This window comes from Methanobrevibacter sp. (genome assembly GCF_017447225.1).
Taxonomy (GTDB): Archaea; Methanobacteriota; Methanobacteria; order Methanobacteriales; family Methanobacteriaceae; genus Methanocatella.
Genome location: NZ_JAFSNZ010000095.1, coordinates 1 through 16,891, shown reverse-complemented (window position 1 = coordinate 16,891; position 16,891 = coordinate 1). Strand labels below are relative to the sequence as shown.

Below are 16,891 nucleotides of genomic sequence, written 5' to 3'. Positions count from 1 at the left end.
TTTTTCTTCTAAATTCATTTTTAACATTTTTAAAGCTAATCACTATATTATAATGAAAAATTTATATAATATCACACTTAGACATATTAATATGGTAAATAATACAATTTTAATTAAAAACGCATTAATTTTAAATCCTAATGTTAATTATGAAGGTAAAAAGGATTTATTAATTAAAAATGATTTGATTTGTGAAATTTCAGATAATATATCACAAGAAAATGTGGATAAAATAATTGATGCAACCGATAAAATTTTACTTCCGGGTCTTGTAAATACACATACCCATTTGTCAATGACATTATTCAGAGGACTTGCCGATGATTTGAGTCTTGATGAATGGTTAAATGACAACATATGGCCAATGGAAGCAAATCTTAACGGTGATTATTGTTATATTGGAGCTCTTTTAGGAGCTGTTGAACTTATCAAATCAGGTACCACAACATTTTCAGACATGTACTTTTATATGGAAGATGTTGCAAGGGCAGTTGATGAGTCTGGAATAAGGGCAGTACTCTCATACGGTATGATTGACTTTGGTGATGAGGAAAGAAGAAAAGCTGAAATTGAAGAAAACATGACTTTATTTAAGAATTGTCATGATACGGCTGACGGAAGAATAAAAGTATTTTTCGGACCGCATTCACCATATACAGCTTCAGAAGAGCTATTGAAAGAAGTTCGCAGATTAGCTGATGAAAACGGAATTAAGATTCATATTCATGTAAGTGAAACTCAAAAGGAAATTGATGATGTTTCAGCCGAAAAAGGATTAAGACCATTTGAATATTTGGATTCAATAGGATTTTTAGGTCCTGATGTAGTCTGTGCCCATTGCGTATGGTTAAGTGATGATGAAATTGAGATAATTAAGAAAAATGATGTTAAAATTTCACACAATCCATGCAGTAACATGAAACTGGCTTCAGGAATAGCACCTGTATCCAAATTGCTTGAAAACGATATCTGTGTTTCAATCGGAACAGACGGCGCTTCATCAAACAATAACTTGGACCTGATTGAGGAATTGAAAACTGCCAGTTTGCTTCAAAAGGTTTCAACTCTTGATCCTAAGGTTCTCACATCCGATGAGGCATTGGTTATGGGAACCATTAACGGTGCTAAGGCTCTGGGATTGGATGATGAAATTGGATCTGTTGAAGTCGGCAAAAAAGCAGACTTAATCTTAATTGATACAAATAATGCTAATATGGTTCCGGATAGTTCTAACTTAAGTTCCAATGTTATTTATTCTGCTAACGGATCTAACGTAGACACTACAATCTGTAATGGTAAAATATTGATGGAAAACAAGAAACTGACTACATTGGATGAAGCTGAAATTTATGAAAAAGCAAGAATTACAATAGATGAGCTTAAAAAAGCTCTCTAATTTTTTTATCTTGCTTCAAATTTTATTTTATTTTTGTTTAAAACGATACTTCTTTTCCAGGCGTCATTGCTTTCAGGAAAATCACTTCTAAAGTGAGCGCCTCTGCTTTCACGACGCAATATTGCTGATTTAACAACCAGAATACAGATTTCAACCATATTAATTACTTCCAATGCAGTCATTAACTCGGTGTTGTACTGATTTTTGTCAGATACATCAATATTATCTAAATCCTTTTGCATTTCCTGCAATTGCTTAAGCGCTTCGTTTAAAGTCTTTTCTTCACGTACAATAGCCACTTTTTCCCACATCAGCTTTTTGATGTTTTCCTTAAATTCAGAAGCTTTAATGGATCCCGGTTTTATTAATCCTTCGATTCTTTGCTTTTCAGCTAAAAACATTTCATCATTAACTTTAAGTTCACTTTCTTTAGCAGCTTTTGCAGCACTTTCACCGGCGATTTTTCCGAATACCTGTGTATCGGCCAGAGCGTTACCGCCTAAACGGTTGGCACCATGGACTCCGCCGCATACCTCTCCGCAGGCAAACAGATTTGGAAGGGATGTTGATGCATCAGTATTTATTTTAATTCCGCCCATAAAGTGATGTGCTGTTGGAGCAACTTCTATAGGTTCATGTTTGATGTCAACGCCAACATTTTCAAACTGCAGGACCATAGTTTCAAGTTTTTCATCAATCAAATCATCGTCAAGATGTGAAATGTCAAGGTATACTCCGCCGTGTTCGCTGCCTCTTCCTTCGATGATTTCCTGATAGATTGATCTTGCAACAACATCACGTGTTGACAGCTCCATCTTTTCAGGTGAATATTTGGCCATGAAACGTTCACCATTCTTATTTAATAGCTTGCCGCCTTCAGCCCTTACAGCTTCTGTCACTAAAACTCCTTTCTTGGATTCGGGAGTTACCATTCCTGTAGGGTGGAATTGAACCTGCTCCATATCAATAAGGTTTGCGCCGGCTCTGTATGCTATTGCAAAGCCGTCCCCGTTTTTCTGAAAGGTATTGGAAGTTACAGGGTATAGCTGACCGGCTCCACCGCTTGCAAATATCACGGCTTTTGCCTGGAAATATATAATGCTTGAATCTTTCAGGTCAAATCCGGTTGCTCCAATCACTTGGATGCCGTCCTGAACTAAAGAGGTTATCATAACTTCTTCAATGCATTCAATATCTCTTCTGATAATCTCTTCTTTTAAAGCATTTAAAAGTTCAGCACCGGTTCTGTCTCCCTGGAAGCATGTTCTTCTGTATGTCTGACCACCGAATGGCCTTTGTGCAATTTTACCGTTTTCCTGTCTGTCAAATAATGCACCATAGTTTTCCAAGTCAATCAGTCTTTTTGGCGATTCGTTGACTAGGATATTAACCAGTTTTTCATCATTAAGATAGCTTCCGCCTTTTAATGTATCTTTTATATGGGCATCGATTGAGTCTTCTTCATCAACAGCCTTAAAAACTGCATTATATCCTCCTTCAGCCATTCCTGTACAGCCGGATCTGAATGATAGTCCTTTTGATACAATTGTTGCCTTAAGACCAGCGTCGTCAACTTCAATAGCTGCCCTTGAACCGGCTCCACCGGACCCTACAATTAACACATCTGTTTTAATTTTTTTAACTTCCATTTTAATACCTTTCATCTGATTTGTTAATAATTATTTTTATTTTTAATAATTAATATAAATATGTTAATTAGAATATAATCATAGAGAGGTTATTAGATGAAACTTAATGGTGAAGTAACAACGGGTTTGGGAAAAGCGGCCTTTTTCCTTTCACAGGACTTTTATGTTAATAATTTTATCAAAAATTGCGGTTTTAAGCCATATCCAGGAACATTGAATATTATTGTACCGGAAGAATATTTAGACCAAATAAATGAGGTTAAAGACAGCTGTGAAAATATCATTAAGCCTGATGAAGGCTTTGGTGCTGTTAAATATATCAAAGCTGTTTTAAATGATGATGTTGAAGGTGCAATTGTGTTCCCGGCAAAAACCGAACACACAGAAAACTATCTTGAATTCATTGCTGAGAAAAAATTGAGAGATGAGCTGAATCTTGAAGACGGCGATATCGTAAGCATTGAATTTTGACCTATTTTTAGATAATTTTAAATATATTAATATGACAGATATTTATATAATTAATATATAATTATTTAGGTAATTAAAATGGAAAAAAATATTAGTAGACTTAAACAATTACGTAAAAATCATGGATTTTCTCAAAAACAAGTTAGTAATTATTTAGGTATAGATCAAAGTAATTTATCTAAAATTGAAAGGGATAAACGAAATTTAAATTTGGATTTGTTAGATAAACTTTGTTTACTCTATAATTGTTCTCCTGAATATATTTTAGGTGAATCTGATGAATATAATGCGCCTAAAATTGCTTTTAGAATTGATAAAAATGTTGATTTAAATGTAATTGCTAAAATAAATGAAACAATGAATTATTTAAAATTACTAAGAGAATTAAATGAGGAGTAATCTAATGTTAAAAAATGATATTGATGATTTAGCATTGAAACAAAGAAGAAAATGGGGTATTGATAGTTATTCTCCTTTGAATATTTTTTCTATTTGTTTAGATAAGATTAATAATTTAACTATTCAATGGTTAGAAATGGACCAATTTATCAGTGGATGTTGTTCAAAAAATAGTACAGATTATTTGGTTTTAATTAATTCAACTCATTCTAAAGGCAGACAAAATTTCACTTTTGCGCATGAATTATATCATTTACTCCATGAAAAATCAGACGGATGGATTGTTTGCACTGATAATATTAATATTGAGAGTGAAATAAATGCTAATAATTTCGCATCTTCATTATTAATGCCTGATTGTGCATTATCTGATTATATTTATCGAAATAATATTATAAATTGGGATTTAAAAGATATGATTAAATGCGAACAATTTTTTCAAATTAGCCATTCACATCTATTGAATAGATTAAGAAAAGAAGATTTAATTTCACTTGATGAATTCAAAAAATTTAAACTAAATGTTATAAGAAATTCTAAAAAATTAGGATTTGACACTGAATTATATGAGCCATCTCCATCTAATAAACACTTTTATTCATTAGGTTCTATTATTCCTTTGACTGAAGAAGTTTTTAGTAAAAATAAAATTTCTAAAGGAATGCATGATGAAATTTTTATTAGAAATTATAGAGCGGATATCATATACAAATAATAAAAAGGGTGTTTCTTTTGTTTAAGAAACAAATATTCTATGATACCGATTGTTTTTTTACTTTTTTAGTAATTGATAAAGTTTTTATATTAAAAAAGCTATTTAAGGAAATTAATATTCCAAAACCTGCATATGATGAGTTAATTCTGTTATGCAATGATCCTATGCTCAAAAAATCATTTAATGACATTATTAGTTCAGGTTTTGTAAAGATTATAAATATGGATATTTTTTCTGAAGAGTATACAAAATATAAATGTATTAAAAATGGATATTGGGATAATTTTAAGGTTGTTGGAAAAGGTGAAGCTGCTGCATTATCTTATGCTATAGTAAATGATGGAATTATAGCTTCTAATAATCTAAGTGATGTAAAAAGTTATGTAAAAAAATTTAATTTAACTCTTTTAACTTCATCCATGATTATAGCCATTTCTTTTGAAAATCAAATTATTACAGAAAAAGAAGCAAATTCTATTTGGAATGACATGCTTAATAAAAAAAGGAAATTACCTGCTAATTCTTTTTTAGAGTATTATAAGTATATCTTTCCTAATGATTCACAGCAATATTTGAAAAATATTAGTTAATATAATTAAACCATAAAGTATTTTATATATAACTGATATATTTTTTAATACGTTCTCAGGGGTAGAGTGAAATTCTCCACCGGTGGTGATTTTAACAAAATAAGTCCACGAGCACGAAGGAAATGTGTTGATTTGGTGAAATTCCAAAACCGACGGTGACAGTCCGGATGAAAGAGAATAAGTAGATTATATTTTTAACCCTGGTTCTAGTACACAAGGAGACATTACTATGAATCAAGAAACAGATTTAGAAAAAGGTTTTGAAGCCTTAAGACAAGGTAAATTTATTTTAGTATACGACAATGATGACAGAGAAGGCGAAATCGACATGATTATCGCTTCAGAGTTTGTAACTCCTAAATCCATAGCTACTATGAGAAACGATGCTGGCGGATTAATCTGTAACTGTATCAGTTCCAAATTCTGTGATGAAATCAACTTGCCTTTTATGGTTGATATTATGGAAGCAGCTACTAAAAAGTATCCAAATTTAGCTGAACTTGCTCCTAATGACATTCCGTACGATGAAAGGTCTTCATTTTCAATTTGGGTAAATCACAGAAAATCATTCACTGGTGTTACAGACCACGACAGGGCAATGACTATTAGTGAAATGGCTAAAATGTTCAGGGATGAAAGATTTGATGAGTTCGGTAAAACTTTCAGATCACCAGGTCATGTCTGTCTTTTAAGAGGAGCGGTTGATACTGTCAAAAACAGAAGAGGACACACAGAAATCGGTCTTGCAATGTGTGAAATGGCAGGGGTCACTCCTGTTTGTGTCGTTTGTGAAATGATGGATGGTGAAACCGGTCAGGCTACATCATTCGATGATGCAAAAAAATATGCTGAAGATAATGATTTGGTTCTTCTTAGAGGAAACGATATCATTAAAAAATATTTAGAAGAATACTAACTGTACATGTTAGTATTATCCATTTTTTTATTTTTAATATGCTCAATTATAAATTGAGTGATTTGCTGTATTTTATATGAGTTATAAATGCTGAAAACAACGTATTTTCCATCATACATTCCTATTTTTAAACCGTCCCTAACTTCTTTTGTCGGTTCAATAAGAGAGATTTTGTCCCATGGAACTCTCAGTGTCTTGTTTTTTAGAGCCTTTTCAAAATGAATCCCGTCATCAAGTATCTTGACTTTTTTGACTACGCGACGGTTTTTATCGGATCCTATTTGAATGTCTCCGTTTTCGTCAAATACATAATCGGGAATCAGACAGTTTGCTTTCCATCCCTGGCGTATTTTTCTTGCAACCTGAACCCTGTCTTTTTTTGTTAGCTTAACGCCCTGTTCAGGGCTTAAATTAAGTGCCATTATATCACCTTATCTTTAATTTCTTCAAATGGAATTATGCGATTGAACTTGACTTCCTGGGCCATATCGGCAATTTTATCAATATCTAGTGATTCTTCCACCAAATCAAGGGCAGCTTTTGTAAACAGGTCATATCTTATTTCAATTTCCGGTGTGAAGCCTCTTGTTTCAAGCTTAAGCTTTCCAACGCTTAACACTTCATCGACATTTGAATTGTTGCGAATATATGGAACGACGTTATCGAATATATTTTCATTATATACTTTATTCAATAAAATTCCCTTGACATCTACATTAAATTTCTCAAGCATGTTTGCATGTGCTACTAAATCTACTGCAGCGGATTCAATTCCTCCCTTGTTAACTCCAGATATTAGAAGCATCGGTATATTTGATGACATTGCAATTTCGGCTGCTGAAAACGGTACTTTTTCATTCAACAAACCGGTAAACACACTCATTACTCCTTCAATCAGTACAATATCATAGTCTGAAGAATTCAGTCTGGCTATTGTAGATTCTATGTCGCTCCATCCAAGGTGTCCTATTTTTATTGAGCTGAAGTCATTCATATAGTCTTTTGTCAAGTATAATCCCGGTATAATATCACGCACATCAGGACCAACTTTAAGAAGCGCTACCTTATATCCCCTTTTTCTTAATGCTCCGGCCAAACCAGTCAATATGAATGTTTTTCCGGAATCGGACCCGTTACTTCCTATCATTAGGAATTTCGGTTTGTCATTAATTTTTCCTTGAGGTATCTTTATATTAGTGCCGATTCCAACTTCAGATAAAATATACTTTTTCACAGTTTTGTTTCTACTGTAAATTTCTTCAACATCCGTTGCATCTATTTGATTAAGGAAATTTTCTACAATAATCGGATTTTCATCTAAAATGTTGTGTATCATTGTACCGATGACATTTCCATCGTCATTACATGCTCCGGAGAATATATTATAGTCTCCGGCCTTATTGGTATCTCCATAATTCATTCTTTGGACTTTTGAGTAAAACAGAGGCTTTGCATCACCAACAACCTTTCCGTAGGTATGTGTATGGAATCCCTTAACATCTTCATTTTGATTTTTTGTTATAAAAGAGTTATCATAAACTTTAGCTACAACCCTGTCACTTGTAATCAGCGGTGAGAATTCAACGTCAATCAAACCCAATCCGTCTTTTATGATAGGGACTTCTGATTTGCGCCCTATATCAATCTGGTTTGAAAGCAGCTGAAAACCGGCGCATATTCCGATAATCGGTTTTCCCTGTTTAGCCATTTTCAGGATTTCCTTGTTCAAGTCCATGTCAATGTCATTGGATTCTATTAATGTTCCACCAGGTATAATCAATGCGTCAAGTTCATCGCTTGCTTTGTTTCCATTAACCAAACCGTTTTCCTTGACGATGTCTGTCGGTAAATTTCCAAATTGTTCAAATCCGGGAACAGCACCTTTTACATAAGCAAGTCCAATTTTTGTCATAAAATAACCTCAAATAGACTTATGATTTTTATAAGTTTTAAGTTTTTTTAGACATGCATTTCAAGTGTAAAATTTATATTAAATATGCTATATTTAAGTACTATTTTAGTATTTTTACTTCAATGGTTAATTGTAAAAAAATAAAATGGTTAGGGTTAAAAACCCTTTAATTATTGAGTATTTTCAAATACAGCCATTGCTTTAACAATTTTTTCATCTTCTAATGGTTTAGCCTGTATTTGAAGACCTACTGGTATGTCATTAACTGTTCCTGCTGGGATACTTGCTGCAGGGATTCCTGCAAGGTTAGCAATAACTGTTAATACATCGTAAGCATACATTTCCATAGTGTCCAATTCTTCACCTATTTCATGTGGAAGTTTAGGCACGGTCGGACCTACAATCAAGTCAACGTTTTCAAGCATTGCATTGATCTCGTTACGGATAAGGGATCTTGCCTGAAGTGCTTTTTTGTAGTATTTTCCGCTGAATTCAGCTTGTGCAATGTGTGAACCTATTTTAATTCTTCTTAATACTTCATCTCCACAAACTTCTTCGATTCTGGAACCGTATTCCCTTCCATCGTATTTTCTTGTAGCTGAGAAGAATTCAACATAATTGATTAGGTAGTATGTTGGTAAACATAAGTCGATATGGTCAAATGACACTTCAACAAGTTCAGCACCGGCATCAACCAATTTGTTAATAGCTTTGTTGACGGTTTTATTGATTTCATCGTCTGTTACTTCAATGAAGTCTTTACATATTGCTATTTTCATACCTTCAAGGGATTTGTCTTCAAGACATTCTGTGAAATCCGGCTCTTCCCAGTTCAAGGTAGTACATTCGGTTTCATCATAGTCAACGATAGTGTTCAATGCAAGTGCGATACCGCTGACATCTTCTGCAAAAGGACCGATTTGGTCTAGACTCATTGACAGGTCAAGCAAACCTTGTCTTGAAACTGCACCGTATGTCGGTTTAAATCCTATAACGCCACAATGTGATGCAGGGTTTCTGATGGATCCTCCGGTATCTGAACCTAATGCTATATCACACATTCCGGCTGCAACAGCTGCAGCACTACCACCTGATGAACCACCAGGAATTCTTCCTAATGCTTTAGGGTTTTGAGTTGGTCCATAATAGGAAGTTTCAGTTGAACTACCAGCTGCAAATTCATCCATGTTTGCAATACCGATAATTATTCCATCTTCTGCTAATATATTATCGACAACAGTTGCATTGTAACTTCCGTAGTAATCTTCCAATGTTTTTGAAGCTGCAGAAATGATTATATCTTCAACATTAATATTTGCTTTAATTCCAAACACTAAACCTGCTAAGCTTCCAACTTCTTCTCCATTAGCTATTTTCGCATCAATAGCTTCCGCCTGTTTTAATGCATTTTCTTCGTTTAATTCAATGAAAGCATTAATGGAGTCATTTTTTTCTTTAATAACTTTAAGGAAGTTTTCAACATTTTCCTTAGCGGTTAATTCTCCGTTTTTGATGGAGTTTAATTTTTCAATAACGTTCATTAAAACACCTTACATAAATATAATAAATATAGGTTTATTTTTTAATATTTATATAACTTGGTTTTTTTGAAAGTAAATATTACTTATAATTTATAATTAAATAGCTTTATGAATCACTTATAACTTATAACTGATTTCTAAAAACTTTTAAATAATAACAAAATGCTATTATTAAATATGAAAAAGGCTGTTGTGTTTGATAATTCAGGAACATTGATTGAGCGTTATAGGGTTATTAAGGATGTCATTTCAGGTAATCTCTTCACTGACATCAATTCTCTAGATTTGATTGACCAGAAAGATTCTCTAGCTTTGGTTGTCCTTCAGTACAATACAAATAAGCTGCTGGAGTTAGATTCAAATACATTGTTGTCAGATGTTATAAAGGAATTCAACATTGATTTTGATGTAAGCTTTACCAATTTTGAAACCACTAAAGATGAAGTAAAAGAAATCCTATACAATGAAAAATCCGCTGTTGTGTCCGATATCACAGACGGATTTCCAATATTAAGACAAAAGGTTCCTCATATGGAGCTGTGCAATGGATCTGCTGTTATTTTAGACATGGATGTTGGAATTATAGCTTACACTATTACTTCTGCAGGAAAATTGTTTGACGGTGTGCTTGATACCGTTAACAGCTTAAAGTCTCAGGGCTGTGAAATCGTATTGGCTTCAGGAGACAGAAAAGGTGCTATTAACAGATTGGCTGACATGTTGGGTGTTAATAAGGACAACGCTCATGGAAGCGTTACAACTCGAGGTAAATGCGAAGTCGTTAAGTCCCTTCAGGATGACGGCTATAAGGTAATGATGGTAGGTGATGGCCTAAATGATGTTCTGGCATTTAAACGAGCTGACGTCAGCGTATTAACTATAGAGCAGCAGGAAGAAGTGTCACCTAAGCTAATGGATAAGACAGACTATATAATTGAAAACATAAGGCAAGTTAGTCAAATAGATTTTTAATCACTTCTTTGCTTTTCAATACATTATCAAAGTTATTTAACTCAATAATTCCTCTTTCAACTTTTTTTAATATATCTAAATCCAGTGTTCCATCACCCAGCGGTATGTGCTGGTCCTTTACTCCGTCATTGTCATTCAGATGACAGTAGGTAATTCCCTTCAATTCCAGAAGTTCTTTGTTGTTGCCTGTGGTATTTCCATGTCCGACATCAATTGTGATTCCGCACCCGCATTCACTTTTAAACATTTCAAGTTCCTCTATCTTGTTTCCAAGAAATGCAGGTCTCACTGGCATGTTTTCAACGGAAACGATTACATTATCAGCATAATCTACCAGTTCGCAAATGCTTTCACATGCAAATTCCAGAGCCTGTTTTCTAAGCGGTGGATCGTTACGGCCAATTTTACCTGCATGAATGGTGATTGCACGGGCGTTGATGCTTTCCGCATAGTCAATGCAGTCTTTCATCTGCTTCACGCTTTCCGCTTTAATTCCCGTATTCAAGCTTGCAATGTTAATGTCAACAGTTGGAGCATGTATGCACACTTCCAGTCCGCAGTCCTTAAACGCCATCGTGTTGTCTTTCATGAAAAATGGTGATTCCCCAAGAATTTCTATCATTTCAAAGTCATGCTCATGGGCGGTCTCGATGATTTTCAGGTTGTCATCCATGAACATGCATAGAGTTGTAAATCCGATTTTCATATAGATATTTTTGTTTATGATTAAATATTATGTTATTGATTTTTGATTCACACACACCTTCATTTTTCTTGAAGAAATGATTGATTAAATTAATAGTTCATAGTATGGTAAGTATAAAATTAATCATCAATTTCAAATAAAATGCCAATAATTTTAAACCTTCATAATACATATTATTATATGTACATCCTTTTGTAATTTTGATAAAAAATCATCAATTTTACAAAAATTATTTTCATATTTTAAATATTTAAAAAATAGTCTTTTAACTTAAATTTTAAGGCAATGTATTAATATGTACATTTTAAATAGGTTATTGTCATTTTTATGTACATCTATTATTCTATTGCTAGTATAAATAAACGATAAGTATTTAATTTATAAAAATAATTAATTATACCTATGGAGATTTAATCTTATGTATGGCGATGACATAGAAATATTAAAAAGGGAAAATATGAATTTAGCTGATAAAATTTATATTTTTGATACCACTCTTAGAGATGGCGAGCAAACTCCAGGTGTCGCCCTAACTGTTGATGAAAAGATTCAGATTGCTCAAAAGCTTGACAGTTTAGGAGTCGATAAAATAGAAGCCGGTTTTCCCGCCGCTTCCAATGGAGAACTTCAATCCAATAGGAAAATCAAATCTTTGGGTTTAGATTCCACCATAGTCGGCTTGGCCAGAAGTTCTAAAAATGATATCGACGCCGTTTTAGATGCTGATCTGGATTATATTCATACATTTATAGGAACTTCTCCATTACACAGAGACTATAAACTTAAAATGTCTAAGGAAAAAATCATTTCCACTGCAGTTGAAGCGGTTGAATATGCTAAAGACCATGGTTTGGCCGTTGAATTTTCAGCAGAAGACGCTACCCGAACTGAAAGGGATTTCCTTTTTGAAATCTTTGGTGAAATCGTCGATGCGGGAGCTGATTTTTTGGATATTCCTGATACTGTGGGTATTTTAACTCCAATTCTTACAAGAGACTTATTAACAGATATTAAAAGCAGTTTTAAAACACCAATAAGTGTTCATTTTCACAATGACTTTGGTTTGGCTACTGCCAATACGTTAACAGCTATTGAATGTGGAGCTAATCAGGCACATGTCACGGTAAATGGTATGGGAGAAAGAACAGGTAATACTTCACTTGAAGAGATTGTTATAGCACTCCATGCCGCTTATGGAATAGACCTGGACATTGATACTACTCAAATTTATAGCATATCAGAATTTGTTGCTAGATTAACTGGTGTAAAAATGCCCGTAAATAAACCTATAGTCGGAGACAATGCATTTGCACACGAATCAGGCATTCATGTACATGGAATTTTAAATAATTCTTCTACTTATGAGCCTATTTCTCCTGAACTGGTAGGTCATTCCAGAAAAATTGTTTTAGGAAAACACACAGGAGCCAACGCTTTAAAATCAAAATTAAAGGATTATCATATTGACTTAAGTGATGAGCAATTTGATAAGGTTTTTGCCCAAATCAAGGCTTTAGGTGATAGGGGAAGATGTGTCACAGACGATGATTTAAAGGCAATAGCATTGACGGAATTAGGTTCAGCACGTGAAACTCCAATCAAGTTAAAGGGTTTTGGATTGTTGTGCGGCGAAGTCGTATCTCCAACTGCAACAGTCAAACTTGAAATAGACGGTGTTGAAAAAGAAACATCCAATACTGGTGTCGGACCTGTTGACGCTGCATTAAATGCTATTCGTGAACTTATTCAGGATACAATGGATATTGAGCTTGAAGAATATAATCTTGAAGCTATTAACGGCGGTACTGATGCTTTAGCTGATGTTTTCGTTATTTCATCAGATAATGAAGGCAATAAATCTACAGGTAGGGCTATCAATGATGATATTGTTATGGCTAGTGTTCTAGCTGTATTGGATTCAATTAACAAATTAATATTAATCCAAAGATCTGAAATAAATTTATGAAAATAATAAAGGAGATAGAATAATGGAAGAAAATACTATATTCATAGGTAACAAACCTGTAATGAACTATGTATTAGCTGTAGTAACACAATTCAATGACAATGATTCAGTTACTTTAAGAGCTAGAGGAAAAGCTATCAGCCGTGCAGTAGACACAGCAGAAATTGTCAGAAACAGTTTTGTTCAGGATGCAGTTGTTGCCGATATCCAAATTTCAACTGAAGAGGTTGAAAATTACAATAGTGAAAAAACCAATGTTTCTATCATTGAAATCAAACTCGAAAAATAGTTCAATCAAATTTTTTTAGTATTTTAAAATCCAACAAGTATTTGGACAATCTGATATTGGACGTTCCTTTTCCAAATGCTTCTACCTTATTTTTTTTAATAGCCTTTAATACGCTGTCTATATCCTTTTCACAGTCAATTTTTGAATAGCAGTCTCCTACAAACTTGTAGTAATGAGCATCACTGGCTCCCAGTGCAGGCAAATTCTCTTTTTCGGATAATTTTTTTGCCTTACTGTTACAGTAGCCAACTATGAAACGGGCATTTCTTGTTTCGATTGCATCAATTTTTAAGTCCTTATAATCCTCTTTGCATAAAAGTCCATGCCTGTAAAAGCAGTACGGATGAGGTATTATTGCAATGCCGCCCTGGTCATGAATCAGGTCAATGGTTTCGGCTCCGGGCAAATCCCTTTTAACATACTCTTCACATCCAAAACCCAAAATATGGCCGGTTAATGAAGATATTTCTATAGATGGGATTACCAGCAAATCATCATCTTTTGTTAATTTTCGAGCTTCTTTTGACCCTTCAACAGTGTTGTGGTCGCTTATTGCAATGATACCAATATTTCTGGATTTGGCAACCTTAAAGATATCTTCCAGTTTAGATTTAGAATCGGGAGAATATTCGCTGTGAATATGGGAATCCATCTTAAACATGCAATGCCTCTAGGGTTTTAATAAGTCCTATGGTACCTGTCATCATAACATCACCTCCAGGACATGCATGATGCCAGTCAAGATTTGTCTTTTCAATCAGTTCACGTTTAGGTCCGGTTACAATAACCTTTTCGATTTTTGAAATCGGATTTATTACATGTGCTCCATGGCCATGATCATTGTAGACTTCCTCATTGGTTATTATTCCATCAGCAAGTCTTTTTAGGTAATTTTCCAAACTTTCTGGAGTTAGTGATGATGTATGATGTTCAAATATTGCCTGTATTTTCCCGTTTTCTATTGATGCTGCGGTTGTGTGTCCGTTACCTATATCTATTGCAATGTAGCTATTCAGCTTTGATGCGGTTTCATCATGACACATTCCAGCTATTGATGCGAATTTGGTATCCATTAACACAGGTTTTATTTCTATTCCCTCATTTTCCAGGCATCTTTCGACAGCTTTCATTCTAGTGTAGTACTCTGGAACATTTCCTTTAAATGAGAATTCTTCAGGCTTTATTGGTTCACTTAACTTTTCTCTGATTTTTTCGAATCTGAAATCTCTGTCACCCATGTTTTCATTATATCCGTGATCTTGAACTGCAATGGCAATCTCATCGAAATCGAATTCCAAATCATATCCCAATAAAAACTCAGACAGTTGGGTGATATTGATATCTCCAAGTGTTATTTTTGTGTAATCCTTATATTCCTTATCAGGTGAAGCTATTTCAATTCCTATTGCTTCAACTTGGGATATTTTATCTCTTATTGTTTTAGCCGGAATTTCTTCCATAACTACCTTATATCCCTTATCCATATGCTCTTGAAGGCTTCTTTTTATTTTTCCTCCACCCATTATTTCCCCATTAAAATAAAGGTCATTTTCAATTTCCCTTATCTGTTGGGAGATAAACATATGGGGGGACGGTAAAACTAGTTTAATGGAATTTTCCAGTTCTTTTTCGTCATCATATATCATAATGTCTTGTGTTCCTGTTCCAACATCAATTGCTAAGATTCTCATATTAAATTTTATTGTATTCATTTTATTAATATATTAATTGTACTTTTTTGTACAACAAAGTTTTAAATAGTACATTAATCTAAATTTATTAACATGAATTATAAGATTACTTTAGATTCTGATGAAGTGCCAAAACAATGGTATAATATATTGGCAGACTTGCCTACTCCACTTCCAGAACCAAAAAATAGTGAAGGAAAAGATCAAATTTCAGACTTACAAAAGGCTTTTACCAAAGCTGGCTTAGAACAAGAATTCTCACCTGACAGATACATAACAATTCCAGATGAAGTGAGAGAATTGTATATGCAGGTCGGCAGACCTTCTCCTTTGTTTAGAGCAACAAGACTTGAAAAATATTTAAATACTCCAGCTAAGATTTATTATAAAAGGGAAGATACTTCCCCTACAGGGTCTCATAAGTTAAACTCAGCTATTCCTCAGGCATATTTCGCTAAAAAGGAAGGTGTTGAAAGATTAACTACTGAAACCGGTGCTGGTCAATGGGGTACAGCCCTATCCCTTGCCTGTAACATGCTTGATTTGGAATGTACAGTATATATGGTTAAAGTATCATTCAATCAAAAGCCAGACAGAAAAAACATTATGAACATCTATAATGGAAATGTCTTCGCTTCACCTAGTGAAAATACCCAAATCGGTCGTCAAATCCTTAAGGAAAACCCAGATCACCCTGGTTCCTTAGGTGTAGCTATTTCTGAAGCTATGGAAGAAGCTTTACTTAATGATGAAGTAAAATACTCCTTAGGTAGTGTTTTAAACCATGTAATGTTACATCAAACCATTATCGGTCAGGAATTAAAAGTTCAATTGGAAAAAGCTGAAGAAGAGCCCGATGTCATGATTGCATGTGCCGGTGGAGGAAGTAATTTAGCAGGATCTTTATTCCCTTTCATTAAAGATAAGATTGACGGTAATTCAGATACTGAATTCATTGCAGTTGAGCCTAGCGCATGTCCTACATTAACTGAAGGTTCATATGATTATGATTTCGGTGACGTAAATGGTTTTACTCCAATGCTCAAGATGTTCACCTTAGGACATGACTTCGTTGCACCTTCAGTTCATGCTGGCGGATTAAGATATCATGGTATGTCACCTATTGTTTCACTTTTAACTAAAGAAGGTTACATTTCCCCTAGGTCAGTCCATCAAAAAGATGTATTTGAAGCTGGAATTACTTTTGCCCGTACTGAAGGTATTGTTCCTGCTCCTGAAACTACCCATGCTATTAAAGCTACCATTGATGAAGCATTGAAATGCAAACAGACTGGTGAAGAAAAAACCATTGTCATGAATTTTTCAGGTCATGGAATGCTTGATTTAAAAGGTTACGCTTCATACTTTGAAGGTACCTTGCAAAATGCAAAATAGAGTGATTTTCACTCTTTTATTTTTTTATTATTTTTTTGTTATAAGTTATAACTTATAACTATTTTTTATTTTAACTTATCACTTATAACTAATAACTTATTTGTGAAAACAAATACTTTATAAGATAGAAGTTATAAAATATAACTTAATAGTTAAAACTTAAATCTTTTAACTTATTCATAATAACTTAAATGTTAAAAGTTATTTCTTTTAAGTTAATCATGTTAACTTATAATTTATCTCATCTAAGTTAGAGGGTTTAACTTATTTGTTGTAAGTTATT

17 protein-coding genes and 1 riboswitch are annotated in these 16,891 nt (G+C 33.8%); of the genes, 10 read left to right on the top strand and 7 right to left on the bottom strand.

What is annotated here, in order from left to right:
- The first annotated feature begins 91 nt into the window (after positions 1-91).
- Complete coding sequence (locus IJQ68_RS09190) at positions 92-1,396, top strand: amidohydrolase family protein (protein WP_292799556.1); 1,305 nt, start codon at positions 92-94, stop codon at positions 1,394-1,396.
- A gap of 5 nt (positions 1,397-1,401) precedes the next feature.
- Here the strand turns inward: IJQ68_RS09190 and tfrA are convergent, their stop codons facing one another.
- Positions 1,402-3,045, bottom strand: coding sequence for a fumarate reductase (CoM/CoB) subunit TfrA (tfrA, locus tag IJQ68_RS09185; RefSeq protein ID WP_292799553.1), 1,644 nt, complete (start codon positions 3,043-3,045; stop codon positions 1,402-1,404).
- A gap of 96 nt (positions 3,046-3,141) precedes the next feature.
- Between tfrA and IJQ68_RS09180 the strand changes: the two genes are divergently transcribed.
- The 5 genes from IJQ68_RS09180 (at position 3,142) to ribB (ending at position 6,136) form a co-directional block, all read left to right on the top strand.
- The gene (locus IJQ68_RS09180) at positions 3,142-3,516 is read left to right on the top strand and encodes a DUF120 domain-containing protein (protein WP_292799550.1); all 375 of its coding nucleotides are present in this window, start codon (positions 3,142-3,144) and stop codon (positions 3,514-3,516) included.
- Between the two features lie 78 nt (positions 3,517-3,594).
- Positions 3,595-3,915 carry a helix-turn-helix domain-containing protein gene (locus IJQ68_RS09175; protein WP_292799547.1) on the top strand — a complete coding sequence of 107 codons (321 nt, stop codon included), beginning with the start codon at positions 3,595-3,597 and terminating at the stop codon, positions 3,913-3,915.
- Between the two features lie 4 nt (positions 3,916-3,919).
- Positions 3,920-4,630, top strand: coding sequence for an ImmA/IrrE family metallo-endopeptidase (locus IJQ68_RS09170; protein ID WP_292799544.1), 711 nt, complete (start codon positions 3,920-3,922; stop codon positions 4,628-4,630).
- Between the two features lie 17 nt (positions 4,631-4,647).
- Entirely contained in the window at positions 4,648-5,220 is a 573-nt protein-coding gene (locus tag IJQ68_RS09165; RefSeq protein ID WP_292799541.1) for a hypothetical protein, read from the top strand.
- Positions 5,221-5,267: 47 nt separating this feature from the next.
- Positions 5,268-5,403, top strand: a riboswitch (FMN riboswitch).
- Between the two features lie 46 nt (positions 5,404-5,449).
- Positions 5,450-6,136 (top strand): 3,4-dihydroxy-2-butanone-4-phosphate synthase, encoded by a 687-nt coding sequence (gene ribB, locus IJQ68_RS09160; RefSeq protein ID WP_292799538.1) that lies wholly within the window; start codon positions 5,450-5,452, stop codon positions 6,134-6,136.
- Here ribB and IJQ68_RS09155 read toward each other — a convergent pair.
- From IJQ68_RS09155 to gatA, 3 genes are all read right to left on the bottom strand, one after another.
- Positions 6,133-6,558, bottom strand: a complete 426-nt coding sequence (locus IJQ68_RS09155; protein WP_292799535.1) for a hypothetical protein — start codon at positions 6,556-6,558, stop codon at positions 6,133-6,135. The two genes, ribB and IJQ68_RS09155, sit on opposite strands and share 4 nt — an antisense overlap.
- Positions 6,558-8,048: an AAA family ATPase gene (locus tag IJQ68_RS09150; protein WP_292799532.1), complete on the bottom strand. Its 1,491-nt coding sequence runs from the start codon at positions 8,046-8,048 to the stop codon at positions 6,558-6,560. The genes IJQ68_RS09155 and IJQ68_RS09150 overlap by 1 nt, the downstream gene beginning before the upstream one ends.
- Positions 8,049-8,218: 170 nt before the next feature.
- Positions 8,219-9,589 carry an Asp-tRNA(Asn)/Glu-tRNA(Gln) amidotransferase subunit GatA gene (gatA, locus tag IJQ68_RS09145; RefSeq protein WP_292799529.1) on the bottom strand — a complete coding sequence of 457 codons (1,371 nt, stop codon included), beginning with the start codon at positions 9,587-9,589 and terminating at the stop codon, positions 8,219-8,221.
- A gap of 177 nt (positions 9,590-9,766) precedes the next feature.
- On the opposite strand from gatA, the gene IJQ68_RS09140 reads away from it, so the two are divergent.
- The gene (locus IJQ68_RS09140) at positions 9,767-10,561 is read left to right on the top strand and encodes an HAD family hydrolase (protein WP_292799527.1); all 795 of its coding nucleotides are present in this window, start codon (positions 9,767-9,769) and stop codon (positions 10,559-10,561) included.
- On the opposite strand, the gene IJQ68_RS09135 is transcribed toward IJQ68_RS09140, so the two are convergent.
- On the bottom strand, positions 10,542-11,267 hold the full coding sequence (locus IJQ68_RS09135; protein ID WP_292799524.1) for a sugar phosphate isomerase/epimerase: 726 nt from the start codon (positions 11,265-11,267) through the stop codon (positions 10,542-10,544). The two genes, IJQ68_RS09140 and IJQ68_RS09135, sit on opposite strands and share 20 nt — an antisense overlap.
- Positions 11,268-11,685: 418 nt before the next feature.
- On the opposite strand from IJQ68_RS09135, the gene IJQ68_RS09130 reads away from it, so the two are divergent.
- Together IJQ68_RS09130 and albA are read left to right on the top strand one after the other, a co-directional pair.
- Complete coding sequence (locus tag IJQ68_RS09130; RefSeq protein ID WP_292799521.1) at positions 11,686-13,233, top strand: 2-isopropylmalate synthase; 1,548 nt, start codon at positions 11,686-11,688, stop codon at positions 13,231-13,233.
- 22 nt (positions 13,234-13,255) lie between these two features.
- Positions 13,256-13,522, top strand: a complete 267-nt coding sequence (albA, locus tag IJQ68_RS09125; RefSeq protein WP_292799518.1) for a DNA-binding protein Alba — start codon at positions 13,256-13,258, stop codon at positions 13,520-13,522.
- A 1-nt stretch (position 13,523) separates the two neighbouring features.
- Here albA and IJQ68_RS09120 read toward each other — a convergent pair whose 3' ends face one another.
- Positions 13,524-14,183: a PHP domain-containing protein gene (locus IJQ68_RS09120; RefSeq protein WP_292799516.1), complete on the bottom strand. Its 660-nt coding sequence runs from the start codon at positions 14,181-14,183 to the stop codon at positions 13,524-13,526.
- A complete protein-coding gene (locus IJQ68_RS09115; protein ID WP_292799513.1) occupies positions 14,176-15,213 on the bottom strand; it encodes a DUF1786 domain-containing protein in 1,038 nt (345 codons plus the stop codon). The genes IJQ68_RS09120 and IJQ68_RS09115 overlap by 8 nt, the downstream gene beginning before the upstream one ends.
- A 93-nt stretch (positions 15,214-15,306) precedes the next feature.
- Between IJQ68_RS09115 and IJQ68_RS09110 the strand changes: the two genes are divergently transcribed.
- Positions 15,307-16,608 carry a TrpB-like pyridoxal phosphate-dependent enzyme gene (locus IJQ68_RS09110; protein ID WP_292799510.1) on the top strand — a complete coding sequence of 434 codons (1,302 nt, stop codon included), beginning with the start codon at positions 15,307-15,309 and terminating at the stop codon, positions 16,606-16,608.
- Positions 16,609-16,891 lie beyond the last annotated feature (283 nt).